A 4,076-nucleotide genomic window follows, 5' to 3' on the forward strand; every position below is an offset into this window, starting at 1 on the left:
CCCGCCGTAACCGCCCTTGCCCGTGTCCTGTATCTGTGTCCACATGTCCACGTTGCTTCTGAGGGCCTTCATCTCCTCCGGACTCAGGCTCCACAGACTGCCGTCCCACTGGCGGCCGATCTGTCCGCTCAGCTTGTCTATCTGTGCCTGGGAAAAACCATCCCAATAATAATTCCAGGAGCGGTGGCTGCCGTGGTAACCGGCCTGCGCCATCGCCATCTGAAGGTAGTTCGAATCCGTCTCTTGCTGCATCCGGTAAGCATCGCGGTAAGCGGCTACGGATTTGGTACCCTTGCTCTGTTTGATAGTGTCGGTCAAGTCCTCAATAGAAGTCTGAAGCATTTCGTTCCGGCTGGTCAGCCGGTCCATCGTGGCCTGCACCTCTTTCGCGTTACTTCCATTCCAGTTGATGGTGCCGCCTAAACTGAACAATGTCTTCACCGCGCCGCCTACCGCCTTGATACCGCCGGTAATGACACTCATCGGTTTGGTCAGGTCGATGCTTTCCAGGCCGTCCAACGTCTGCCCCAAACCTTCCAGGTATTCGCCCATCCATTCCGGCGGATCGATACCGAACTGTTCCACCAGTCCCAGCAGGTCTTCTGCCGCTTCCACGTATTCCTTCACCTGCCCTACGCTGCCATGCAGGGCATCCGTAGCCTCGGCCAGTGCCCTCTGCTTCGCGTTCCGAGCGGCATCCAGTGCGGCCCGGGCATTCTTCTGCTCGGTTTCAGTTCCTTCTTTCACGGCCTTGTTATAGGCTTCCTGAGCCTCCTTGACGGATAAGGTCGTGGATTTTACCCGCGACAAGGATGATTCCAATGCCGCAAAGGGATTGCGCTCGCTAAGTTTCCTGTCGATGGCGTCAATGGCACGCACCAGGTCTTTCAGGCTGTCCGGCTGCAAGTCCTTCTGGGTATCGATATATTCCTTCAGACGGGTACGGAGGGATTGGAGGCTTTCGGAGGATACCTTGTCGAGGTCCCCGAATACGGCTTCCCAATTCAATCCGTCCTTCAATTCCTTCAGATCAAGACCGGCCATTTTTTCCTTCAGTTCTTCCTGAAGTGTTTTCCGACCGCCTTCCGTGGTAGCTTCCGCGATACGTTTTTCATACTCCTTGGTAATGGCCAGTTTCTTTTCTTCATAGCTCCCATATTCCGCCAGGTAATCACGCATGGCCTGGGCTTCTTTTCCCCTCTCATCTTCAAAAATGGCAGCAAGAGCCGCGCTCCGGTTCTTATCGTTGGAGTCGCGTGCGCCGGCAAGGGCATCCCTCTGACCGGGAGTCAGGCCATTGCCACCGGTGGAAACACCGGCTTCCTTGTTTTCACGTTTCCATTCGGCTTCCTGACGGGCTATTTCTTCTTTTCTCTTGTTATAGTCGTATTCGATCTGTGCCAGTTTCTTTTCAGTGCCGTCTTTCATCCGGTCTATCTCCTCTTTCCGATTCTCGGCCTGGAGTGCGGCAAGTTCCTGCGCCAGCCTACGCTCTGTAGCCATACGCTGCCTGGCTTCCGTTTCCGTTTTTTTACCGGACTGTTTAGGATCGGAGTGTCCGCCTATATTTCCCTTCCTGGCGGCTTCGGCAGCTTTCCTCGTTTCCTCCTCCGCCTTCTTCAGATAACCGTCACGCTTGTTCTCCGCATTTTTCAGCAGGATATCATAAGCCTCCTGATCATGTTTTCGGATAGCCTCCTGCGCATCATACACCTGGCCGACTTCCGCCATATTGCTTTGTATCAAATACTGCCCTATCTTTCCGAAGAATCCCATAGCACTTTCAGCCTCTTCCGGTTTCTGGGCCTTGATCTTGTTTACTTCTTCGTCAGCTTCGGCCGCCTTGCTGACCAGATTCTGAACGTTGGCCTGATGAAGCAAGACCTGCACGTAGTCCTCGCTCTTTTGGGTAAGGGTATCGTACCACTCGGAAAGGGTTTTATAATAACCGAAACTTTCCCCGTATTTGCGGTTCAGTTCCTCCACCTTCGCCTTTTCCTGCTCCTTGCTGCCGGTGAAGTCCTTTATTTCACCGATAACCGATTTCAGTTCAAAGCGGGTACGCACCATCTGGGCGCGGCCGTCCTTCTCGATCTCGGTCATTTCCTTCAACGAGATGTTGAATTCGTCCACGCCTTTCTTGGCGCTGAACAAATCCTTCGTCCACTCCACGATCTCGTCACCGTACATCACAAGCAGCATGATGCCGGTCGTAAGTGCCGTCTGCCAGGAAAAAAGAGAAGAGAGTACCTGCTTCCATACCGGCGTGCCTTTCTGCCCCGACTTCCGCAGCTCGTCGTATTCCTTACGGGCACGGGCCAGCTCATCGGTGAATATCGGCAGGTTGTTACTGATGGCCAGAAAGAACATCTGCGGTCCCATAGCCAACGAGGGCATTTCACGGGCGATCTGCTGGATACTGTTGTGCAAGCCGTTAAACTGGCGCTGCGCGTTAGGCATGTCTGAAGGCGTGACCTGTACGGTTTCCGATTCCGCCTGAAGCTGTCTCAACTTGCCACGCAATTCCTCAAGCTGCTTTTCCAGCGCGTGGATCTGGGCGATGTTGGCGCTCTGGTCCAGATTGGGGGCGGCCGTCTCACCGGCAAGACGCAGTCTTTCCAGTTCCGCCTCCAACACCCTGACGGTGTTACGAAGCTCCAGCGCCTCACGCTCGGCCTTGTCCATGCCGGGCGTAAGGCCGTCCTTCATCAAAAATTCAACTTCTACAGGTTTCATTCCAGTCTGCTTTGAAAAAATCCTACAATATCGTCCGCCTCGTCCTCCGCGCTACGGTCCGTTCTCCGGCTACCTTCACCGCCGCCTTTCTTCCGCCTCACATACCGGGGCGCGTCACTCAGCATCATGATCAGCATCTGGTAATTCACCCCGTCAAGGATGTAATCCACGCTCCAGCCGGTCGCCGATGCAATCTGCCATACAAATCCAAAGGGGCTATGGGAACCTTCATACTCTGTCCTTAACTCCCCTTCCTTTTCTGGCTCAGTCTCGGCTTCATCGGGTTCGCCCGATCCACCGATCTGATAATACGCATAAAATCCTTCGTGCCCATCAGACGCTCGAACGTCCGGAACACGGTCACCAGGAATCTCCAATCGACAAGCTCCCGGAGTATCCATGCCGTCAGTCCTATGCCTACACGCCGGGCCACGCAGCCCCGGCATACCGTATAAGCCAACATCCGGCTGATACCTTTTCCATGTTTGGCTACAAAGGCCATTTCCTCCGCTTTGTCCTTCGGTTTCCAGCCGGGTGCCACACCCAGTTTCAGATACTCCCTGGCCAGCAGCATCTGACCCCGAAGCCGGGGACGCTTCATTATCACACGCAGTTCCAAGGGACGCTTCTTAAAGGGGACGCTCCACCTTTTAAGAGGAACGGACACGCCACCGTCCAGCAATGCGTCCGCACACTCCATTTCTATCAGTTGCTCCAACCGGTCGTCCATACGCTAACCCTCCCCGTCCGAGGTCTGTACTTCCGCCGCCGGTAGCTTGTACTGTTTCCACTCATCGGGAAGGGATTCAGTGTCAAACACACCGTAAGGCTGCGAACCGTCTTCCGGCATCGCCACCTCCAATGTACACTCGATCTTCGCCGTTTCTGTCAGGGTCAGCTTGCCGCCCAAATTGGAGAGCAGTGTCGCGTTGGGCATCAGGATGCTCTTCCCGGACACAAGGGCAAGTTCCCAGGGACCCTGCATCACCATCGCGGTCGAGGGAGCCGTCCAGCCCACCGGGGTTTTCTTTTCCGTGTCCTCTTTTTTGTAATGAAGAGAACCGCCCAGCAGTTTGTGCAGGTTATCAAAGTCCATCTGGATCACATTGAACGTCGGCGCTATGCTACCGTTCGACTGGGCTATGACCAGTACCGGGGCACCGGGCACCTGTTCCGCCTCGATTTTCGCCGCCTCAGGTTTCTGGCCGCCCAAGTCAAAGGAGCCTTTCTCGATATAGCCCACGACAAAATCCTTATATTTCACGGCACCGATGCCGTACATGAAATTCTTATCCGCCATCTTTCTTTTGTTTTTGAATTAATATTACCGCTAAAACGCA

At 54.5% G+C, this 4,076-nt stretch carries 4 protein-coding genes; all 4 read right to left on the reverse strand.

All coding sequences use genetic code 11. The annotated features are described in order from the left end of the window. Positions 1-2,736 (reverse strand): coiled-coil domain-containing protein (locus tag BQ9893_RS20835; protein WP_075967827.1); only part of this gene is annotated, 2,736 nt, incomplete at its 3' end. After that, positions 2,733-2,906, reverse strand: a complete 174-nt coding sequence (locus tag BQ9893_RS20840; protein WP_208610836.1) for a hypothetical protein — start codon at positions 2,904-2,906, stop codon at positions 2,733-2,735. The genes BQ9893_RS20835 and BQ9893_RS20840, both read right to left, overlap by 4 nt. A gap of 71 nt (positions 2,907-2,977) precedes the next feature. Continuing rightward, positions 2,978-3,466 (reverse strand): hypothetical protein, encoded by a 489-nt coding sequence (locus BQ9893_RS20845; protein WP_075967828.1) that lies wholly within the window; start codon positions 3,464-3,466, stop codon positions 2,978-2,980. A gap of 3 nt (positions 3,467-3,469) precedes the next feature. Further along, entirely contained in the window at positions 3,470-4,018 is a 549-nt protein-coding gene (locus BQ9893_RS20850) for a hypothetical protein (protein ID WP_075967830.1), read from the reverse strand. Positions 4,019-4,076 lie beyond the last annotated feature (58 nt).

The sequence above is a fragment of the Parabacteroides massiliensis genome (assembly GCF_900155425.1).
Classification (GTDB): Bacteria; Bacteroidota; Bacteroidia; order Bacteroidales; family Tannerellaceae; genus Parabacteroides; species Parabacteroides massiliensis.

What these genes read in the sequence shown, in the direction of transcription:
- BQ9893_RS20845 (WP_075967828.1), bottom strand. Translation starts at nt 3,466, where the DNA reads ATGGACGACCGGTTGGAGCAACTGATAGAAATGGAGTGTGCGGACGCA.
- BQ9893_RS20850 (WP_075967830.1), bottom strand. Translation starts at nt 4,018, where the DNA reads ATGTACGGCATCGGTGCCGTGAAATATAAGGATTTTGTCGTGGGCTAT.